This window comes from Micromonospora chokoriensis, from assembly GCF_900091505.1.
Classification (GTDB): domain Bacteria; phylum Actinomycetota; class Actinomycetes; order Mycobacteriales; family Micromonosporaceae; genus Micromonospora; species Micromonospora chokoriensis.
Map to the genome: position 1 here is coordinate 1137083 of NZ_LT607409.1, position 17015 is coordinate 1154097.

Below are 17015 nucleotides of genomic sequence, written 5' to 3' on the forward strand. Positions count from 1 at the left end.
ATGGCCGAGTTCTCGCTCGACCTGAACGAGGAACAGCGGGATCTACGCGACTGGGTGCACGGCTTCGCCGCCGAGGTCGTGCGCCCGGCCGCGGCCGAGTGGGACGAACGCGAGGACACCCCGTGGCCGGTGATCCAGGAGGCCGCCAAGGTCGGCCTCTACGGCTTCGAGTTCCTCGCCACCTGCTGGGCCGACCCGACCGGGCTGTCCCTGCCGATCGCCAGCGAGGAACTCTTCTGGGGTGACGCCGGCATCGGCCTCTCCATCTTCGGCACCTCGCTCGCCGTCGCCGCCATCTACGGCGCCGGCACCCCGGACCAGATGGTCGAGTGGGTGCCGCAGTGCTTCGGCGACGCCAACTCACCGGCCGTCGCGGCGTTCTGCACCACCGAGCCGGAGGCCGGCTCCGACGTCGGGGCGATGCGCACCCGCGCCGTCTACGACGAGGCCACCGACGAGTGGGTGCTGACCGGCCAGAAGGCGTACGCCACCAACGGCGGGATCGCTGGCGTGCACGTGGTCACCGCCTCGGTCGACCCCACGCTCGGCTCCCGGGGTCAGGCGGCGTTCGTCGTACCACCCGGCACCCCCGGCCTGGCCGCCACCCGCAAGCTGCGCAAACTCGGCCTCCGCGCGTCGCACACCGCCGACGTCTTCCTCGACGGGGTACGCGTGCCCGGTCGCTGCCTGCTCGGCGGGCGGGACGCCCTGCTGGAACGCCTCGACCGTGCCCGCTCCGGTCAACGCGCCACCGGTCAGGCGGCCATGCGGACCTTCGAGCTGTCCCGACCCACTGTGGGCGCGCAGGCACTCGGCGTGGCGCGAGCCGCCTACGAGTACTCCCTCGACTACGCGAAGGACCGGGTCCAGTTCGGACGGCCGATCATCGAGAACCAGGCGGTCGCGTTCACCCTGGCCGACATGCGGATGGAGATCGACGCGGCGCGGCTGCTGGTCTGGCGGGCCTCGTGGATGGGGCGCAACAACCGCCCGTTCACCGCCGGCGAGGGCTCGATGTCCAAGCTCAAGGCCGGCGAGGTGGCGGTGTCGGTCACCGAGAAGGCCGTGCAGTTGCTCGGCGGGGCCGGCTTCCTGCGCGACCACCCGGTCGAACGCTGGTACCGGGACGCCAAGATCTACACCATCTTCGAGGGCACCTCCGAGATCCAACGACTGGTCATCTCCCGGGCGATCTCCGGGATGCAGATCCGCTGAAACCGACGCGGCCCTCCGCCGAGCGCCCCACCACCCGTGCTGTCTTCGTCACCCCGTGCCGCCGCCGACTGGGCCCTCAGCCACGCCCGGTGCATGATCAAGGAGAGAAGCCCTGATGGACGGGGAGCCGCACCGCCCGTCCGCGTACCACCCCTAGGAGGTCTGCGGCATGGACCTGCCGTTCGTCGTCGCCACGCTGACCCGTCGCGGAGTGCTCACCCCGGGCAGCCCGATCCGGGTCGCCGCGCAGCTCAACGCCCTGCGTCGGTGGGGATGGAGCCTGGCGGGCGAGTTGCGTCAGGCCGCCGCCCGGGACCCCGGCCGCACTGCAGTCATCGACGAGGCCGGCGTCGAGCTGACCTACCACGACCTCCTCGACCGGGCCGAACGGATGGCCCGGTCGATGCGGGCCGGCCTCGGCGTACAGGCCGGCGACCGGATCGGCGTGCTCTGCCGCAACCACCACGGACTGATCGAGACGATCGCCGCCGCCACCCTGCTCGGCGTCGACGCGGTGCTGGTCAACACCGGGCTCAGCGCCGCCCAACTGGGCACCGTCGCCGAGGAGCAGCGACTGCGGCTGTTGGTGCACGACGACGAATTCGCCGACCGGGTCCTCGGACTCCCCGCCGAGCTGCACCGGCTCGACGAACGCGCCCGCGAGGAACTGGTCGCCGGGGCACTGCCCGGTGACCTGCACCCGCCGGAGCGCGACGGTCGGATCATCGTGCTCACCTCCGGCACCACCGGCACACCCAAGGGCGCCCGCCGACCCACGCCGGGCGGCTTCGGCCCGCTGGTGTCCATCATCGACCGCATTCCGCTGCACGTCCGGGACCGGGTGATGATCGCCGCGCCGATCTTCCACACCTGGGGCCTCGCCGCTCTCCAGATGTGCCTGGCCCTGCGGGCCACCATCGTGCTGCACCGACGCTTCGACCCCACCGCCACGCTCGCCGCCCTCACCGCGAACCGGTGCGACGCGCTGTTCGCCGTACCCGTGATGGTGCAGCGGCTGATGGAGGTGCCCCCGCCCGACCCACGCCCCTCGCTCACTGTCGTCGCGGTCAGCGGCTCGGCCCTGCCCGGCGGGCTCGCTCCGAAGTTCATGGACGTCTACGGCGACGTCCTCTACAACCTGTACGGCTCCACCGAGGTCTCCTGGGCGTCCATCGCCGGCCCGCAGGACCTGCGCCAGGCACCCACCACCGCCGGGCGTCCCCCGCACGGCACCCGGCTGGAGCTGCTCGACGACGACGGCCGCCCCGTGCCGGACGGACGGGTCGGGCGGATCTTCGTCGGCAACGAGATGCTCTTCGAGGGGTACACCTCCGGTGCCAGCCGGGAGACCCGCGACGGCCTGCTCGACACCGGCGACCTCGGCCGACTCAACGCCGACGGGCTGCTCTTCGTCGACGGCCGGGCCGACGACATGATCGTCTCCGGTGGGGAGAACGTCTTCCCCTCCGAGGTGGAGGATCTGCTCGCCCAACTGCCGCAGGTCCGTGAGGTGGCCGTGATCGGCGTGCCCGACCCCGAGTACGGCCAGCGCCTCTCCGCGTTCCTCGCCCTCCATCCCGGCGAGACACTCGACCCCGAGGCGGTACGCGAGTACGTCCGGCACTACCTGGCACGCTTCTCGGTGCCCCGGGACGTGATCTACGTCAAGTACCTGCCCCGCAACGCCACCGGCAAGGTGCTCGCCCGCGAACTACGGCGCTACTACGGCTGAACCGTCCCACCGGGAATGGTGATCCGCCCCTCGATCGCGGTGGCCGCGATGTCGGTGCGGTGCTGCGAACCAGGCAGGTCCACCCCGTCCACCAGCGCGTACGCGGCGTCCCGGGCGGCGGCCAGGTCGGCGCCGGTGGCCGTACCGCAGAGGACCCGGCCGCCCGCGGAGACCAGGGCGCCGTCGTCGGCCCGGCGGGCGGTGCCGGCGTGGATGACGCCCGGCGCGTCCGCGCCGGTGATGACATCGCCGGTACGCGGCGCGGCCGGGTAGCCCTCGGAGGCGAGCACCACGGTCACGGCGCTGCCGTCGCGCCACCGCAGCGGCGGGTGCTCGGCAAGCGTGCCGGTGGCGGCGGCGTGCAGCAGCCCGGCCAGCGGAGTCTCCAGCAGCGCCAGCACCACCTGGGTCTCCGGGTCGCCGAAGCGCGCGTTGAACTCGATCACCCGAGGGCCGGCCGCCGTGATCGCAAGCCCGACGTAGAGCAGACCGGCGAACGGCGTGCCCCGGCGACGCATCTCCGCGAGCGTCGGGTGGACCACGTCGCGCATCACGTCGTCGACCAGGCCGGACGGGGCCCACGCCAGCGGCGCGTACGCCCCCATGCCACCGGTGTTCGGCCCGGTGTCGCCGTCGCCCAGCCGCTTGAAGTCCTGAGCTGGCAGCAGCGGCAACGCCGCCTCACCGTCGGTGACCACGAAAAGGCTGACCTCGGGGCCGTCGAGGAACTCCTCGACCACGACCCGTCCACACTCGCGGGCGTGCGCCAGCGCTGCCGCCCGGTCGTCGGTCACCACGACGCCCTTGCCGGCGGCGAGCCCGTCGTCCTTCACCACGTACGGGGCACCGAACTCGTCCAACGCCCGCGCGGTGCTCTCGTCGTCAGTGCAGACGTACGCCCGGGCGGTCGGTACGCCGGCGGCGGTCATCACGTCCTTGGCGAACGCCTTCGAACCCTCCAGCTGGGCGGCCGCGCCGGACGGGCCGAACACGGGGATGCCCTTGGCCCGTACCGCGTCGGCAACCCCGGCGACCAGCGGCGCCTCCGGCCCGATCACCACCAGGTCAGCAGCGGTCTCCACGGCCAACGCCGCCACCGCCGCCGGATCTGTCGGAGTCACCGTCCGCAGCTCGGCGAGAGAAGCGATACCCGGATTACCCGGCGCGGCAATCAGCGCCGAGACGCCCGAATCCGCCACCAGCCCGAGCGCAAGCGCATGCTCCCGCCCGCCACCACCCACCAAAAGAACGCGCACGCCGGCATCCTACTGCCCCCACCGCCTTCCCCTGTTGATCAAGAGGTTTGCGTCAAGTCACGGCGGGATCCTGACGCAAACGTCTTGATCACCTTCGGGGGGTGGGGGTGGGGGTGGGGGTGGGGGTGGGCTGGTTACCTTTGGTGGGCGGTTGCGATGGCCTGGCGGACGGTCCACGGGATGTAGTCGGGACGGAGGGTGTCCTGCCAGGTGAAGCGCAGGATGGTCCAGCCGGCGTTGACCAGGCGATTTTGTCGGCGGCGGTCGGCGAAGGCAGCCTCCGGCGTGCCATGGGCGTCCCGGCCGTCGGCCTCCGCGATGACCTTCGGGCCGCGCCAGCCCAGGTCTCCAATCCCGAGCAGATAGCCGTCGTCGTCGCGTACCTCCAACTGCAGCGCGTCCGGTGGCACCCGACCGTCCACGCACCGCAGCCGGCTACGGGTCTCCAGCGGTGACTGCGCGCGACCGTCGGCCTCAGCGAGGTAGGCCCGCGCCCTGACCGCGCCCCGCCGCCCTCGGATGAGGCTCGGGATCACCGTCAGTTGAGATGGGGCGATGCGGCGTCGATTCAGCGCCGAGTCGAGGACCGAGACCGCTGGGTAGCGATCGACCATGAGGACGACGTCAGAGACAGTGCGGAGCGGAGCCGTCACACGAATGCCCGCGACCTCCGTGATCTCACCGGGATCGACAGTCATCTGATGCACGGTCAGCCACGGCACCGGGACGCGCTGATGCCTCGGTCGATCCGCCGGCACCGAGACGTGGACTTGCGCCGTCCGCCGGAGACCCGCGATGCCGTGCAGCTCCAGCGCGGTGTCCAGCACAACGAAGGCACCTGGACCGAGGCTCACGACCGCAGCGCGGATCCGCGCCCGTCGCCGCGTCGCATCACCCAACTCCGCGTCCGGCACGAAGCAGCCGCGCAGAAGCCGCTGCCACCTGCCGGACCGGCAGAGGTGCCGGACCTCGTCCCTGGTCAGGCCGGCACGCAACGCCTGAGCCAGGGTGACCATCCCGTCCTGACCGGCCGCAACGTCACGAAGAAGCTGGTGTGGTCCCACACCAACACCCTGCCCACCCACCCCATCCCACCGAAGCCCCTGTGGACAACCTGCGGAGCCCTGTGGATAACCCCACCCCTCGCCTCGGCGATCAAGAGGTTTGCGTCAAATCCAGGCCGGATCCTGACGCAAACCTCTTGATCACCCGGGAAAGCGGGGGGACAGGGGGGGACAGGGGGGACAGGGGGGACAGGGGGGATTAGGGGAGGAGGGGGTGGTATTGGACGTTTTCGTCTCGGCCTGGGCCTACGCCTACGACGCTCACCCGGGCGTTGCAGAGTTCTTCGATCCGCGCGATGTAGCGGCGGGCGTTCTCCGGGAGATCCTCGGCGGTTCTCGCCTTGGTGATGTCCTCCCACCAGCCGTCGAGCTCCTCGTAGACCGGCTTGGCGTGGTGGAAGTCCGTCTGGCTCATCGGCATGTCGTCGACCCGCACGCCGTTGATCTCGTAGCCGACGCAGATCGGCACCTTGGGCATGCCGGTCAGGACGTCCAGCTTGGTGATGACCAGGTCGGTGACACCGTTGAGGCGGCAGGCGTACCGGGCGACGACCGCGTCGAACCACCCGCACCGGCGTTCCCGCCCGGTGGTCGTGCCGTACTCCGCGCCGATCTTGCGCAGGTGGTCACCGTTGGCGTCGAACAGCTCGGTCGGGAACGGCCCGGCGCCGACCCGGGTCGTGTACGCCTTGCTCACCGCGATGACCTTGCTGATCGCGGTGGGCGGGATGCCGGCGCCCACGCAGGCGCCACCGGCGGTCGGGTTGGACGAGGTCACGAAGGGGTACGTGCCGTGGTCCATGTCGAGCATGGTGGCCTGCGCGCCCTCCAGCAGCACCGTCTCGCCCTGGTCCAGGGCGTTCCAGAGCATCGCCCGGGTCTCCGCGATGTACGGCTTGAGCCGCTCCGCGTACTCCAGGTACTCCTCGACGGTCGCCTCAAGGTCGATCGCCTTGCGGTTGTAGACCTTGAACAGGATCTGGTTCTTCTCGCGCAGGGCGAGTTCCAGCTTCTTGCGCAGGATGCCCGGGTCGAGCAGGTCCTGCAGTCGGATGCCGATCCGGGCGACCTTGTCGCCGTACGCGGGGCCGATGCCCCGGCCGGTGGTGCCGATCCGGGACGAGCCGAGGTAACGCTCGATCACCCGGTCCAGCGCCCGGTGGTGCGGCATGATCAGGTGCGCGTCGCCGGAGATGCGCAGCCGGGACACGTCGACGCCACGCTCGGCGAGACCGTCGATCTCGGCGAGCAGCACCTTCGGGTCGACGACCACGCCGTTGCCGATGACGATCATCGCGTTCGGTGAGAGCGCCCCGGAGGGCATCAGGTGGAGCGCGTACTTCTGGCCGTCCGGGGTGATCACCGTGTGACCGGCGTTGTTGCCACCGGAGTAGCGCACGACGTAGTCGACCCGCTCACCCAGCAGGTCGGTAACCTTGCCCTTGCCCTCGTCGCCCCACTGGGCGCCGAGGAGCACGATCGCTGGCATCTCTTCCGCCTCCAGAAGGCTCGGGTGCCAGGTGGCGACCGGTTGGCGAGCCCGGGGTGTCAGGTTAACAAGTAGTGACGGCGCGACCGGCAGGGGTCGCGTCGAGAGGCAGGAGGCTCCTTCCGTGTACGACGTGGTGCTGCTCACCCTCGGTTCGGAGCGGGATGCTCCCGGGGGTTGTGGCAGCGGAGGGGCCTGCTGCGGCGGTGCGGCCGGGGCCGACACCGGCGAGACCAGCGGGACCGACACCGGCGAGACCGAGCACTGCGCCACCGAGCGCCCACGGGTGCCGGTGCTGGCCTGCGCCGACGCGCTGACCATGCGTGGCGCCCGGGTGGAGACGGTCACCGCCCGCTCCGACGCGGAGATCGACGCGGTGTTGGCCCGGCTCGACGGCCCGGCCCGCCCCGACGGGCTGACCTGGCCGGATCCGGACGGCAAGACCCGCCTGGTCGTCGCGACGGCCAGCGACGGGCAGTTGCGCGCCGTGTTGCGCCGGCTGGTGCGGCGGTACGCCCCGGCGCCGAGCCGGCGTCCGGCGGATCTGCCCGGCGACCGGACCCTCCCCGACCTGCCGCCGGTGGCCGTACTCCCGCTCGACCCGGCCCGTGGTGGCACGCAGCGGGACCTGGCCGCGCAGCTCGGGCTGCCCCGTGACCCGGCGGCGGTGGCCGCCGCGGTGCTGGACGGCACACCTCGCCGACTGGATCTGCTGCGCAACGACGCCGGTTCGGTGACCCTGGACGGCGCGTTGCTCGGCGCCGCCGACGACGCCGGCCGGCCGTTGCAGTGGCGTGCCCGGGTGGAGGTGGACGACGCCATCCTCACCGACGGTGACGAACCGCTGCTGGCCTGTGCGGTCGGCAACGCCGGGGGGTACGCGACGCTCGACGACGTGACGCTGCTGACCGCGCCGGACCCGGCCGACGGCCAGGTCGAGGTCGCCGTCGCCGTGCCGGTCGTCGTCCGCTCGGCGTTGGGGCGCAAGCGGGTACGCCTCGAGGTCCGGCGGGCCCGCGGCCGGGCGGTTTCGGTGCTGCCCCGGGAGGGGAAGGTGCCGTACCTCGACGATGGCGTCGAGGGCGAGCTGACCCGGAAGCGTTCCTGGTGGGTCGAGCCGGGGGCCTGGGCCGTCTGGTCGAGCTGACCTCGGCTGCGCCGACCGGCCTCCATGGGCGGTTGCGCCTATCCTCGCAGGAGGACTGGGGAGGGCCGTCATGGACGAGAACGCCGACCGGGCACAGGTGCACGGCCAGCAGCCGGCGCCGGAGCGGGACATCGAACCACTCTGGCCACCGGATCCGACCGACCGGGGCGCGGGGGCTGTCGTTCCGCCGTGGGCGGCGGTCGCCGAGCAGCGGAGTGCGCCGCCTCCGGTCGCGTCCGGGCCGGTGACGCCGCCGGTGGCCGCGCCGCCGATCAGCCGACCGCCGGTTCCCGGCCAGCCGGGGGCAGCGCCCCTGCCACCGCCGTCTCCGGCCGACTATCCGTCGCTCAGCGGTGCCGTTCCACCGCCCGGCGCGTGGGGCTCAGGTGCCGGGTCGGGGTGGGCGCCCGCGCAGGCGAGCTGGCCACCACCGGCTGATCCGCCCGTCGCGTCGACGCCGCCCGGCCCGTCGACCACCGGCACGCCGCAGGCGGACAGCCCTCCCCCGCACAACGGTGTTCCGGGCGGCGGCGGGGTTCCCGGCCCCGCGGCGGGCACGACCGCACCGCCGACGACCACACCGCCCACGGCCTTCGCACCCGCCAGCCGGGCCGACTCGACGGGCACCGCGGCCGGTACGGCTCAGGTGCCGAGCGGTGATCGCGGCACCGCCGCCGTCCCCGCCCCGCCGGGCACGAGCACTCCGGGCGGCGTCGACCTGGACCTGCCCTTCACCCTGGACCGCCCCACCGCCGCCGGCACCTCCCCCGCCCCTGGCATCTCTGCCGCAGTTGGCAACCCTGCGACGGCCGGCGCCCCGGCCGACCGCCCCACCGCCACCGGGACGCCCACCGCCGCCACGGCCGGCACCCCCGCCACGGCCGGCGCCCCGGCCGGCCGGAGCGCCGCCGCGGACGCTGCGCCGCCGACGGACTCCGCGCCGACGCCGCCGGCTGAGGGCGGCAGCGGGGAGGGCGCGCCGGCACGACCGGCCAACGAGTCGCCGTGGGCATACCCTCCGCAACGCCCAGCGGGGGCACCGGCCCACGACGAGAGCACCGGGACGCCCCCGATTCCCGCCCCGCCGGTGGCGCAGCCCGGCGTGGCGCAGCCCGGCGTGGCGCAGCCCGGCGTGGCGCAGCCCGGTCCCGGTCCGGCCGGGCAGTCGGTCGCCCCGGCGATCCCGGGTCAGGTCAGTCCGGCGTCGATTCCACCCCCGCCCGACCTGACCCAGTTCAGCAGCCCGCCGCAGCAGACCGCTCAGCCGGCCGCGCCGCCCGGCCCGTACCCGCCGTCGCCCGGCTGGTATCCGCCGCCGTGGCAGCAGGGCCCCGGCGTCCCGCCTGGTCAGCCGTACCAGGAGGTCGAGGGGGCGGCCCGGGTGCCGGCCACCGGCTACCCGGACGCCACCGGATACCCGGACGCGAGCTGGACTCCGGAAGCCACGCCGGTGCCGACCGCCGAGGACTTCAGCCGACGCCGGCAGGTCCGGCCCGCCGACCCGGTCGCCACCATGGGTGTACGCGCGGTGGTCAACAAGATGGGTCTGCTCCGGCTCTCTCCGGGCCGGCATGAGCAGGAGCTCAAGCGGGACATCGAGATGGTGCGCCGCAACTTCGGTGGGCTGCGGCAGGTGACCGTGGTCAACCCGAAGGGCGGCGCCGGTAAGACGGTGGCCATCCTGCTGCTCGCGATGACGTTCGGTCAGAAGCGCGGTGGCTACGTGCTGGCGTGGGACAACAACGAGACCCAGGGCACCCTGGGGATGCGCGCCCAGCAGGACTTCCACTCCCGGACGGTCCGGGACATGCTGCGTGACCTCGGGCAGTTCCAGGGCGCACACGGGCGGGTCGGTGACCTGTCGCAGTACGTGCGCTCGCAGGGCGAGGGCATGTTCGACGTCCTTGCCTCGGACGAGTCGGCCACCGGTGGCGAGATGTTGACGGCTGCCGCGTTCGCCGAGATCCGCGAGGTGGTCAGCCGGTTCTACAAGTTGATCTTCGTGGACACCGGGAACAACGTCCGGGCGCAGAACTGGCAGGCCTCGATGGACGCCACCGACCAGTTGGTCGTCACCATGTCGGCCCGTAACGACTCGGCGGAGACCGCCGCCCGGATGCTCGACCACCTGGAGCAGAGTGGCCGGCAGCGGCTGGTCCGCCAGGCCGTGACGGTGGTGTCGATGCCGCCGTCCCGCAAGGAGATCGACCTACCGGCCATCCAGGAGCACTTCGCCGCCCGCACCCGGGCGGTGCTGTTGGCCCCCTACGAACGGCTCATCGACACCGGCGAGCCGATCCGTTACGGCGGGCTCTCCTCGGCCACCCGGGACGCCTGGCTGAAGATCGCCGCCGCGGTCGCCGAAGGGCTGTGAGCCACCGACGGCCGGCCCGGGACCGGGCCGGCCGTCGGAGCGGGGGTCAGTTGCTCGCGAGCGCGTCCGCTGCCTCCGGGTCGCAGTCGCGCAGGAACTGGGCGCAGCGGGCCGCCTCGTCGGCCTCGCCGATCTCGTCCGCCGCCCGGGACAGCACGTAGAGGCAGCGGAGGAAGCCCCGGTTGGGCTCGTGTGACCACGGCACCGGGCCATGCCCCTTCCAACCGCTGCGCCGCAGCTGGTCGAGGCCGCGGTGGTAGCCGGTGCGCGCGTAGGCGTACGCGGTCACCACCTGGTCCTGCGCGAACGCCCGGGCCGCGAGCTCCGCCCAGGCCGCGCTGAAGGTCGGGAAGCCGGCCGCCACGCTGGCGAACGCCTCGTCGGTGCCGGCCTCGTCGGCGGCAGCCAGGGCGGCGTCGGCCGCGTCGTTCGCGGGCAGGCGGGTAGCCGGTGGCTCTGGCAAAAGGTTCTGCATCGCCCCATTCAACCCGCTGGACAGGGCGACACGCGAGCGGGTCGGCCGACACGTCCCGCTGAACGGCTGAGGAGTTGGTCACGCCTGCGGCCTATGCCGCCGCCAGGTGTTTTCCACTACAACTAATGGTCCGGAGCCTCCCCAGGAACCGGTAACGCAGGAGCCCGGTGACCACGGTCACCGGGCTCCTGTCGTCTCCCGCCGGTCCCGACGTTTGGCCGGCCCCGGCCAAAGGGGCAGGATGGCCCGGTGCCGACCCCACCTCCCGCCGACGTCATCGAGCCGCACCTGCACGCCGGCGAGATCCAGACCCCGGACGAACTGCGTCAGCAACTCGCCACCGGTCGCCTGACCGGGTTGACGGTGCAGGGCCTGCGTCTCGACCTCGCTCCGGTGCCCGACCTGACCGGCATCGACGTCGCGGGCACCCTCTTCGTGGGCTGCCGCTTCGCGTCCCGGGAGGTCGGCGCCGACCTGGTCCGGCGCGGCGCGAACGTGGTGCCGCCGTTCTCGGGTCTGCCGTACCCGACCCAGCCGACGCACCTCTACACCCCCGATGACCTGGCCGCCGGGTTCGCCGAGGGCGGGTTCGCCGGGATGTACGACACCCGGGTGTACGACCACTACCGGGCGCACGGCGGCGCGCTGCCGGACGTCAAGGAGGCGCTGGGCCAGCGGCTGCACGATCACGGTGTGGACAACGCGCTGGCCGACGCGACCCGAGCCTGGCTGGCCGGTCACGGTCCGCAGTCGGTGGTGGGCATCATGGGTGGCCATGCGGTACGACGTGGCAGCCCCGCGTACCGGATGGCGGCGGTGCTGGGTTGGGAGCTGGCCCGGGCCGACCGCCTGGTGGTGACCGGTGGCGGGCCCGGCGTGATGGAGGCGGCGAACCTCGGCGCGTACCTGGCGGACCGGCCGGCGACCGACGTGACGGCGGCGATCGACCTGTTGGCCACCGCGCCCGACTTCGCCGACCACCACCGCTACACGGCGACGGCGCTGACGGTCCGGCAGCGGTACGCGGGCGTACCCCGGCAGCGGGGCGACGAGCTGGGTTGGGCGCGGTCGGGTGGGCTGGCCATCCCGACCTGGCTGTACGGGCACGAACCGGCGAACCTGTTCGCCGGGCGGATCGCGAAGTACTTCTCGAACGCGATCCGGGAGGACACCATCCTGCGGCTCGCCCGGGGTGGCATCGTCTTCGCGCCGGGGCGGGCGGGCACCGTGCAGGAGGTGTTCCAGGCGGCCACCAAGACCTACTACGGCACCGACGGCGCCAGCGGCGCGTACATCTTCCTGGACCGCGCCTACTGGACCCAGGAGCTGCCGGTGGAGTCGTTGCTGCGCCCGCTGCTGGCCGCGTCCCCGTTCGGCGACCTGTCGGCGTCGATCCACCTCACCGACGACGTGCACGAGGCCGTCCGCCTGTTGACCGCCTGACGACGAAACGGCCGGCCCCCGCGCGGGGAGCCGGCCGTCGGTGGTACGTCGTTACTTGGTCATCGTGGTGCCGGTGGAGCGCAGGTGCTCGCACGCCTCGACGACCCGGGCGGCCAGGCCGGCCTCGGCGGCCTTGCCCCAGGCGCGCGGGTCGTACTGCTTCTTGTTGCCGACCTCGCCGTCGATCTTCAGCACGCCGTCGTAGTTGCGGAGCATGTGGTCCGCGACGGGCCGGGTGAAGGCGTACTGGGTGTCGGTGTCGATGTTCATCTTCACCACGCCGTAGTCCAGCGCCTCGCGGATCTCGCTGAGCAGGGAGCCCGAACCGCCGTGGAAGACCAGGCTGAGCGGCTTGTCCTTGCCGTACTTCGCGCCCACCGCCTCCTGGATCTGGTTGAGGATCTCGGGGCGGAGCTTCACGTTGCCCGGCTTGTAGACGCCGTGCACGTTGCCGAAGGTCAGGGCCGCCATGTAGCGGCCCTTCTCGCCGAGGCCGAGCGCCTCGACCATGGCCAGGCCGTCCTCGGTGGTGGTGTAGAGCTTGTCGTTGATGGCGTTCTCGACGCCGTCCTCCTCGCCACCGACGACGCCGACCTCGATCTCCAGGACGATCTTGGCCTTGGCGGCCTCGTCGAGGAGCTGGGCGGCGATCTCGAGGTTCTCCGCGACCGGCACGGCCGAACCGTCCCACATGTGCGACTGGTACAGCGGCTCCTCGCCGCGCTTCACCCGCTCCTGCGAGATGCCCATCAGCGGGCGGACGAACTTGTCCAGCTTGTCCTTCGGGCAGTGGTCGGTGTGCAGGGCGATGTTGACCGAGTACTTCTTGGCCACCTCGTGCGCGTACGCGGCGAACGCCACCGCGCCGGTGACCATGTCCTTGATCGACGGGCCGGACAGGTATTCGGCGCCACCGGTGGAGACCTGGATGATGCCGTCGCTCTCCGCGTCGGCGAAGCCCTTGAGCGCCGCGTTCAGCGTCTGCGAGGAGGTCACGTTGATCGCGGGGTACGCGAACCGGCCGGCCTTGGCGCGGTCCAGCATCTCCGCGTAGGCCTCGGGGGAAGCGATGGGCATGTGATGTGCTCCTTACTTACCACTCTCGGCCGTGCTGGCCGCTGTTGTTCACGTGTGCGCCGGACCGCGCTGTCCTCCGCCCGGCAGTATCCCGCAGGTGGCGTGCGCCGGAACAACCGACCCTGGGTGTCAGCCCGTCACCGACGGTCCAGGTTGTCCGGCACGATGACGCTGATCAGCCAGGTGACGACTGTCATCACGATGGCTCCCCAGAACGCCGCCCAGAAACCGTCCACCTGGAACGGCAGGTCGAGCCCGCGCGCGATCCGGTCGGTGAGCAGGAACAGCAGGGCGTTGACCACCAGCGCGAACAGGCCCAGGGTCAGCAGGTAGAACACGCATCCGACGACCTTGATCACCGGCTTGAGCACCGCGTTGACGACGCCGAAGATCAGCGCCACCACGATCAGGGTGAGGACGGTGTTGCCACCCGAGCGGCCGTGCACGTCCACCCCGGGCACGATCAGAGTGGTTATCCACAGCGCGACCGCAGTGATCGCCAGTCGGATGAGGAAGCCCACGTCACCATCCTGGCACCGGCTCGCGCCGTCGAGGGCTGATTCCGCCTACTCGCTTCCCGGCGCGGGCCCGTCCCACCCCGTACGGTGGGTGGAGACCGTGCCCCGAGACCCCAGGAGGGACGATGGGTCAGCCCGACGAGGACTTCACGCCCGGCGACCACCTCGCCCCGGACGAGCGTGACCCGGAGGCCGAGCCGGCCGACGCGGTCGAGCAGGCCACCGTCGTCGGCCCCGAGGACGTCGACGGCGAACCACACCGTGGCCTGGAGGTCGGCGACTGGGACGCGATGGAGCAGGCCCGGGTGGTCACCGGCGACGAGGACGACTACCGCTGACCCGGTCGCAGGGTCGGCTGCCCGTTGCGACAGAGGTGCTCAGCCGTTCAGTCAGTTAGACGACTGTCGATCCCGGAGGGGATACCGGAGGAGCCGAGGTCTCCCTAGGTTGGACGAGCGCCACCTGCATCCGCACGGGAGGACCTCATGTTCAGGCAATCCATCCGCTGGCTGACCGGGCTCGGCGCCGCGGGCGCGTTGGTCGCCGCCTCCGCCACCCCCGCTGTCGCCGCGGCCGCGGTCGAGCCCTACTTCCAGGACAGCACCCTGGCCGTCGGCTCGGCGTCGCCCACCCGCACCCTGTTCCTGTACGCCGACGAGCCGACGGTCCTCACCGACGTCTCCGTGCGGTACGACTACCGCTCCCTGGCCGGCAAGCTCAGCGTGGCTCCCGCCGACGGCCAGGAGTGCACAGCCCCAGAGCCGGATGTCCTCGTCTGCGAGGAGCCCTTCGACCTCGTCCTCGACGAGCTGCCGCCGCTCGGCAGCGGGATCTACCGCACCGTCGCCAAGCGGGTGCGCATCGGTCTCACCGGAGACGCGCAGCTCGGCGACTCCGGCGACGTCGCGGTCAGCTTCCAGGCGGCCGGTGGGCGGCAGGGCAGCTACACCTCGCGCGTCCGCGTCGGCGAGGGGGTCGACCTGGCCGGCGGGCCGCACACCACCGTGTCGTCCAAGCCGGGCGGGACGTTCGGCGTGCCGCTGGCCGTGACGAACGTCGGCGAGCGGACCGTCACCGGATTCGTCGCGGTCTTCGACCTCCCCTACTCGGTCCGGACCACCGACCGGTTCAGCAACTGCCTCTACTCCGGCGACCACCTGCTCTCCTGCCGGTTCGACGAGGAGATCCCGGCGGGCTCGGGGCGCGCCGGCACACTCGACCTCGCGCTCGCCCGGGACACCTACGCACCCACCAACCAGGCCGGCTCTGCCCAGTTCATGACCACTGCCGACTTCGAGGACCTGACCCGGGTACGCGAGGCCGTCGGCGCCCGGGCGGCCACCCCCGGCAGCGGCCCGGAACTGACTCTGGCCGAGGCGCCCAGCAGGGCGCGGCAGGCCGACCAGACCGACGTCGACCCGGGTAACGGCGGCACCGGGTGGACCATCACGGTCACCGGCACGAACGGCACCGACCTCGCGGCGATCGGTGCCGCGCTCAAGGGCCGGGCGGGCGCCGTCGCCACGGCGACCGTCGGCTTCCGCAACAACGGCCCGGCGACGCTCGACACGGTGAACGCCGACCACGAGGCCGCCACGCACACGGACGTCGAGCTGCCGCCGGGCACCACCGCCGTCGAGGTCCCCGAGAACTGCCAGTTGCGGCAGGGCACCCGGACGTACCTGTGCGCCTCGGAGATGCTCCTGGTGGCCGGTGCCACCTACACCATGGAGTTCCGGCTCCGCATCGACAGGGTCATCCCCAACGCCCGGGGCGCGGTGCGGGTCAACGCGCCGTGCGAATGCCCCGGCGGGGGCAGCTTCGCGGACGACATCAAGCCGGCCAACGACACCGCCCGGCTCGTGGTCAACGCGGTCCAGGGCGGCGGTGACCAGGGCGGAAACGGCGGCGGTGGTGGCGGCGGTGACGGGGACGACGGCGGCGGTGCGCTGCCCATCACCGGTGCCCCCACCGGCCTGATCGCCGGCCTCGGCGGCCTGCTGCTCGTCGTCGGCGCGATCGCCTACCTGTTCGCCCGACGCCGCGGCACCCACTTCGTCGCCTGACCCACCCCCGTCCGACCGGAGCCCCGCGTGCCGCACCTGCCACGCGGGGCCCCCGGCGCGGTCCGCGTGACCACGCACCGCCGCGAACTCTCCTCCGTCAACGGGTCCGGTTGACCTGCTCCGGGTGCTGCTCCACCCACTGCGCCAACCGGTCCTCCCGCAACGCGGCGAGGAACGCCGCGCCCTGCTTCGGGTCCAGTTGCAGCCGGGAGGCGTTGCCCTTCGAAGGGCCGGCCGGAAGGCTGAGCCCCACCGGGTCGACGCTTCGCAGCTCGGGCAGCACCGCCACCAGTCTGGTCACCGGCAGACCATCGTCGTCGACGGTCAGATTCTTGCCGGCGACCGACAGCAGCGCGGTCAGCCGCACCGGGTTGCTCAGCACGTCCTGGGCGACCGCACGCCGGATCAGCCCGGCGACGTAGCGCTGCGCGTTACGGTCCCGGTCGATCGCGCCGTCGGGCAGGTGCCGCCGTTGCCGCAGCAGGTCGACCGAGGCAGCTCCGTCGAGCTGCTGACAACCCGCCGGGAAGACCCGGCGGGTGTGCCAGGACCGGACCTCGTCCGGCAGGCACACCTGCACCCCGTCGACGGCGTCGGTGATCCGGCGCAGCCCCGAGAAGGTCAGCACCGCGCCGGCGTCGACGCGTACCCCGGTCAGGTCGGTGACCACCCGGCGGGTCAGGTCGTAGCCGGCGTCCAGGTCGGGCCGGGAATCGGAGGCACCGCTGTAGAAGACGCTGTTGAGCTTGTCGACTCCCCGGCCGGGGACCGTCACCTCCAGGTCGCGCGGCAACGAGATGAGGTACGGCCGGCTCCGGTCGGCGGGAACGTGCAGGAGCAGGACGGAGTCCGCCAACCGGTACGACGGGTTCTCGCCGAAGCCGTCCACACCGAGCAGCAGGACGTTCAGCGCCTGGGACGGCGGGCCAACCGGCTGACCGGACAGCAACGGGTCCTCCGCCGGCGGATCGGGGCGCAGTTGTGGCACCCCGACTCCGAGCGCGCCGAGCAGGGCGAGCGCGACACCGGCGGCCTGGAACCGCTGCCGCCGGCGACGGCGGGTCGCGGCGAGCCGGTCGATCGCGGCCCGCAGTGGGCCGGTCGACGGGGTCAACTGCTCGTGCCGGGCGAAGGCGGCACGCAGGTCGTCCTCGATCAT

The 17015-nt window shown here is 72.4% G+C and carries 14 protein-coding genes and 1 pseudogene; 7 read left to right on the forward strand and 8 right to left on the reverse strand.

Annotated elements, in window-relative coordinates; translation table 11 throughout:
• On the forward strand, positions 1-1215 hold the full coding sequence (locus tag GA0070612_RS05340) for an acyl-CoA dehydrogenase family protein (protein WP_088986909.1): 1215 nt from the start codon (positions 1-3) through the stop codon (positions 1213-1215).
• 169 nt (positions 1216-1384) lie between these two features.
• Positions 1385-2947 (forward strand): AMP-binding protein, encoded by a 1563-nt coding sequence (locus GA0070612_RS05345; protein ID WP_088986910.1) that lies wholly within the window; start codon positions 1385-1387, stop codon positions 2945-2947.
• Here GA0070612_RS05345 and purD read toward each other — a convergent pair.
• The 4 genes and pseudogenes from purD to GA0070612_RS05360 all read right to left on the reverse strand — a co-directional run bounded on the left by purD (position 2938) and on the right by GA0070612_RS05360 (position 6756).
• Complete coding sequence (gene purD, locus GA0070612_RS05350; protein ID WP_088986911.1) at positions 2938-4203, reverse strand: phosphoribosylamine--glycine ligase; 1266 nt, start codon at positions 4201-4203, stop codon at positions 2938-2940. The genes GA0070612_RS05345 and purD overlap by 10 nt on opposite strands.
• A gap of 134 nt (positions 4204-4337) precedes the next feature.
• Positions 4338-4901, reverse strand: coding sequence for an endonuclease domain-containing protein (locus GA0070612_RS32400; protein ID WP_231924473.1), 564 nt, complete (start codon positions 4899-4901; stop codon positions 4338-4340).
• A gap of 273 nt (positions 4902-5174) precedes the next feature.
• A pseudogene (locus GA0070612_RS32990) lies at positions 5175-5219 on the reverse strand (hypothetical protein); the annotation flags it as partial.
• 247 nt (positions 5220-5466) lie between these two features.
• On the reverse strand, positions 5467-6756 hold the full coding sequence (locus GA0070612_RS05360) for an adenylosuccinate synthase (RefSeq protein WP_088986913.1): 1290 nt from the start codon (positions 6754-6756) through the stop codon (positions 5467-5469).
• Between the two features lie 124 nt (positions 6757-6880).
• Here GA0070612_RS05360 and GA0070612_RS05365 point away from each other — a divergent pair, with 124 nt between their 5' ends.
• Together GA0070612_RS05365 and GA0070612_RS05370 are read left to right on the forward strand one after the other, a co-directional pair.
• On the forward strand, positions 6881-7903 hold the full coding sequence (locus GA0070612_RS05365; protein ID WP_088986914.1) for a diacylglycerol kinase family protein: 1023 nt from the start codon (positions 6881-6883) through the stop codon (positions 7901-7903).
• 70 nt (positions 7904-7973) lie between these two features.
• The gene (locus GA0070612_RS05370) at positions 7974-10277 is read left to right on the forward strand and encodes a MinD/ParA family ATP-binding protein (protein WP_088986915.1); all 2304 of its coding nucleotides are present in this window, start codon (positions 7974-7976) and stop codon (positions 10275-10277) included.
• A 46-nt stretch (positions 10278-10323) separates the two neighbouring features.
• Here the strand turns inward: GA0070612_RS05370 and GA0070612_RS05375 are convergent, their stop codons facing one another.
• Positions 10324-10752 carry a DUF3151 domain-containing protein gene (locus GA0070612_RS05375; protein WP_088986916.1) on the reverse strand — a complete coding sequence of 143 codons (429 nt, stop codon included), beginning with the start codon at positions 10750-10752 and terminating at the stop codon, positions 10324-10326.
• A 249-nt stretch (positions 10753-11001) separates the two neighbouring features.
• Here GA0070612_RS05375 and GA0070612_RS05380 point away from each other — a divergent pair, with 249 nt between their 5' ends.
• The gene (locus GA0070612_RS05380; RefSeq protein WP_088986917.1) at positions 11002-12195 is read left to right on the forward strand and encodes an LOG family protein; all 1194 of its coding nucleotides are present in this window, start codon (positions 11002-11004) and stop codon (positions 12193-12195) included.
• A gap of 51 nt (positions 12196-12246) precedes the next feature.
• Here GA0070612_RS05380 and fbaA read toward each other — a convergent pair whose 3' ends face one another.
• Positions 12247-13272 carry a class II fructose-bisphosphate aldolase gene (gene fbaA, locus GA0070612_RS05385; protein WP_088986918.1) on the reverse strand — a complete coding sequence of 342 codons (1026 nt, stop codon included), beginning with the start codon at positions 13270-13272 and terminating at the stop codon, positions 12247-12249.
• 137 nt (positions 13273-13409) lie between these two features.
• The gene (locus GA0070612_RS05390) at positions 13410-13793 is read right to left on the reverse strand and encodes a phage holin family protein (RefSeq protein ID WP_088986919.1); all 384 of its coding nucleotides are present in this window, start codon (positions 13791-13793) and stop codon (positions 13410-13412) included.
• A gap of 122 nt (positions 13794-13915) precedes the next feature.
• Between GA0070612_RS05390 and GA0070612_RS05395 the strand changes: the two genes are divergently transcribed.
• Positions 13916-14128, forward strand: coding sequence for a hypothetical protein (locus GA0070612_RS05395; protein ID WP_088986920.1), 213 nt, complete (start codon positions 13916-13918; stop codon positions 14126-14128).
• A gap of 147 nt (positions 14129-14275) precedes the next feature.
• On the forward strand, positions 14276-15856 hold the full coding sequence (locus tag GA0070612_RS05400) for an LPXTG cell wall anchor domain-containing protein (RefSeq protein ID WP_088986921.1): 1581 nt from the start codon (positions 14276-14278) through the stop codon (positions 15854-15856).
• A gap of 97 nt (positions 15857-15953) precedes the next feature.
• Here GA0070612_RS05400 and GA0070612_RS05405 read toward each other — a convergent pair whose 3' ends face one another.
• Positions 15954-17015, reverse strand: coding sequence for an LCP family protein (locus tag GA0070612_RS05405; RefSeq protein ID WP_088986922.1), 1062 nt, complete (start codon positions 17013-17015; stop codon positions 15954-15956).

Bases quoted from the DNA above. Each gene is read 5' to 3' on its own strand.
- GA0070612_RS05405 (WP_088986922.1), bottom strand. From the start codon at position 17,015: ATGATCGAGGACGACCTGCGTGCCGCCTTCGCCCGGCACGAGCAGTTG.
- GA0070612_RS05400 (WP_088986921.1), top strand. From the start codon at position 14,276: ATGTTCAGGCAATCCATCCGCTGGCTGACCGGGCTCGGCGCCGCGGGC.
- fbaA (WP_088986918.1), bottom strand. From the start codon at position 13,272: ATGCCCATCGCTTCCCCCGAGGCCTACGCGGAGATGCTGGACCGCGCC.
- GA0070612_RS05360 (WP_088986913.1), bottom strand. From the start codon at position 6,756: ATGCCAGCGATCGTGCTCCTCGGCGCCCAGTGGGGCGACGAGGGCAAG.
- GA0070612_RS05395 (WP_088986920.1), top strand. From the start codon at position 13,916: ATGGGTCAGCCCGACGAGGACTTCACGCCCGGCGACCACCTCGCCCCG.
- GA0070612_RS32400 (WP_231924473.1), bottom strand. From the start codon at position 4,901: ATGACTGTCGATCCCGGTGAGATCACGGAGGTCGCGGGCATTCGTGTG.
- GA0070612_RS05370 (WP_088986915.1), top strand. From the start codon at position 7,974: ATGGACGAGAACGCCGACCGGGCACAGGTGCACGGCCAGCAGCCGGCG.
- GA0070612_RS05340 (WP_088986909.1), top strand. From the start codon at position 1: ATGGCCGAGTTCTCGCTCGACCTGAACGAGGAACAGCGGGATCTACGC.
- GA0070612_RS05345 (WP_088986910.1), top strand. From the start codon at position 1,385: ATGGACCTGCCGTTCGTCGTCGCCACGCTGACCCGTCGCGGAGTGCTC.
- GA0070612_RS05375 (WP_088986916.1), bottom strand. From the start codon at position 10,752: ATGCAGAACCTTTTGCCAGAGCCACCGGCTACCCGCCTGCCCGCGAAC.